The following is a 2,498-nucleotide window of genomic DNA, read 5'->3' as shown; positions in this document are numbered from 1 at the left end:
TCTCCATGACCAATATCCAAGCTAAAATCCTCTTTTATGGTGACGATTTCAAAGGCATCATCAAATTGGGCCAAGAGGGTTTCTCGATCTATATAGGACACAAAGGTATTGCGTGCCTCAAGATAAAAGGTATCCATTTCAACTTCTTGAAGCTCACCTCTGTACTTTAGATACATTGGATCTTCTTTTGAAAAAAGGCCAATATAAATCAGCCCACCTGATTTTACACCGGTTTTCATGTTGGCAATCAATTTTAGCATATCAGACCTTTTTAAAAAGTTCATGGTCCAAGCTGAAATGATAAAACTGTATTCGGATGGTCTAATTATAAAGTCATTCACATCACAACAATGGAGGTCGAAATTCACCCCAGCTCTTTGGAACATTTCTTCACACCGTTTAATCGCCGTCTCCGATATGTCGATGCCTTCAATAAAATTGCCTTTAAGGCCAAACCTTAGGACATTTCTGCCCTCTCCTATGCCTATGTCCAGTACTTTACCACCATCCACCAAGCCTTCATATTGTGTCAAAGTATATTCGGGTTCAATGCCCCAAACATCCTTGTAGTTTTGATATCTCGTTTCCCAATTCACACTTGCATTCATTTTGCGACTTCCTTAATATATTTTCGTTAAATGCTTATTTTTGACCGCACTTATAGCAGTGCTTGTCATGTACGTTGATATGACCATCACAAAAACGACATTTCAAACGCACTTTCTCCTTTTCTAAAAACGACTCTATGCCGATTTCCTCAATTTCTTTCATATTCTGAATCAAGCTTTCTTGATACCGAGTGCGATAAGACTTATCAAGCCTTTTTATAAGTGGACAAGGGTATTCCTTGCATTCATAGCAAAACTGTAATCGCTTTTCTTCCACACACGCTTTAATCTTGCAATGTCTACAGGAATTCGGTTTATTAGAGTCACTCTGCCTACAACCGAGGCAGGGCTTATTTACCTTATGATGAACATAGCAATATGTACAGGTCATGCCACAAGGTGCCACCATACTTTTATCATGTGTCAGCATCTCTGCCCCCTTATCAGTAAAGAAAACGCGCCTTATTCAAACACTTGGCGCAGCTCGACCTGGCCTTCACCAAAGCCTTGTGGATCAGGCACTTTCATCGCCCATTCTACTGCCTCTTCCTTCGATTTAACATCTATCAAAAAAAAGCCAGCCACCACCTCATTGGTGTTTTCAAAAGGTCCCTTTGTCACAACAGGTTCATCTCCCGCTACTGGATAAGAAATTCGAATGCCCTCTGAAGATGGATGAAGCCCCTTAGCCATAACTCTGACACCTGACTCAAGAAGAGCCTCATTGTACTTTGACATGGCGTTTCTCAAGGACTCACTTGGTAATTTTCCTGCCTCTGAATTTTTTGATGCTTTGACTAAGATCATAAACAACATAAGCTACCTCCTAAAAATAATTATTTATAATTTGCCTTATCAAGGGGATCATTGGCTTGAAACTGATGAATCAGGCTTTTAAGCCCTCCTGCATCCAGCAGGTCTCGATTTACCAATCTAAGGCTCCCATTTGGTCCCACATTCAAGGTCAGTTTCTTTTCCGTCTGTGTCACCCGAGATATGTCATACCAAGTCACAAACCTACTGTTAAAATAAATACCCGACTTGAAAACCAGTACCGACCTTGAAGCCTGATACCAAAGAAAAAGAACAAGGATCATCGAGACTGCAACAAATATCCGGTCAATCAGTAAATCAATACTGAGAAAATTGGTCAATGCGATAAAGAGGGCCACCAAGACATACAACTTGGCATTCACTCTTGATTTGTTTAAATTAAACCGCTCAAGCGGCTCTCCAAGAGACTCTATCCTTTTACGATCCTTCATGAAAGGTACATATTCTCTATAAAGTAAAAAAATCATATAGGCTGTTAACACAGTCGTTAAAAAATCCGTATGTTGAATACTCAAATTTTTCACTCCCCTTAGGTCGAACACTTGGCTTTAGCCGTCTATTTCACGCCATTCATAATCCTTCATGTCTATATTGTGGTCACCATCATATATGCTTGTTTTCATACTTATATTTACTTATTTTCATACTCATACAGGCTTATTTTCATCCACATTATAGAAGACATATACCCAATTTTCGCCCACCTTACAGCCTTCAATGACTTCAAAGTCAAAATCTTCAAAGGTATTTAATCTCGCAAACAGATTTTCCAGAGGATTTCCTGCTTAAAATATCAACAGGTTTAAATATAAAGGCTCATATCTTCTGGATATTCATGTCCCATGTTTTCAATATAGTGAAATGAACAGTCATACCCCTTTGCAAGGGCCTCTTCTTCAAAGGTTTTACACTGAGGTAGGCAGTCCTGATCTGCCGTGCCACAAACCAGTGTCACATGCGTATTGGATGCTTTAAGACTCTCGATGATTTCTGTAATGGCCTCATTTACAACCGGCATCCAAGGTGAGAAGAGGATTAGCCTATCCACTTTAACTT

General features: G+C 39.6%; 5 protein-coding genes. All 5 read right to left on the bottom strand.

What is annotated here, in order from left to right:
* Positions 1-608 (bottom strand): class I SAM-dependent methyltransferase (locus AC220I_RS21305; RefSeq protein ID WP_486725884.1); only part of this gene is annotated, 608 nt, incomplete at its 3' end.
* A 34-nt stretch (positions 609-642) separates the two neighbouring features.
* Positions 643-1,038 (bottom strand): DUF3795 domain-containing protein, encoded by a 396-nt coding sequence (locus tag AC220I_RS21300; protein WP_486725883.1) that lies wholly within the window; start codon positions 1,036-1,038, stop codon positions 643-645.
* 32 nt (positions 1,039-1,070) lie between these two features.
* On the bottom strand, positions 1,071-1,424 hold the full coding sequence (locus AC220I_RS21295; RefSeq protein WP_486725882.1) for a YciI family protein: 354 nt from the start codon (positions 1,422-1,424) through the stop codon (positions 1,071-1,073).
* Positions 1,425-1,444: 20 nt separating this feature from the next.
* On the bottom strand, positions 1,445-1,957 hold the full coding sequence (locus tag AC220I_RS21290; RefSeq protein ID WP_486725881.1) for a hypothetical protein: 513 nt from the start codon (positions 1,955-1,957) through the stop codon (positions 1,445-1,447).
* 287 nt (positions 1,958-2,244) lie between these two features.
* Positions 2,245-2,498, bottom strand: a 254-nt coding sequence (locus tag AC220I_RS21285; RefSeq protein ID WP_486725880.1) for an alpha/beta hydrolase, incomplete at its 5' end; no start/stop codon positions are given.

The sequence above is a fragment of the Fusibacter sp. genome (assembly GCF_057447755.1).
Note: the sequence above shows the minus strand (reverse complement) of the source record. Positions and strands in the feature narration are given on the sequence as shown.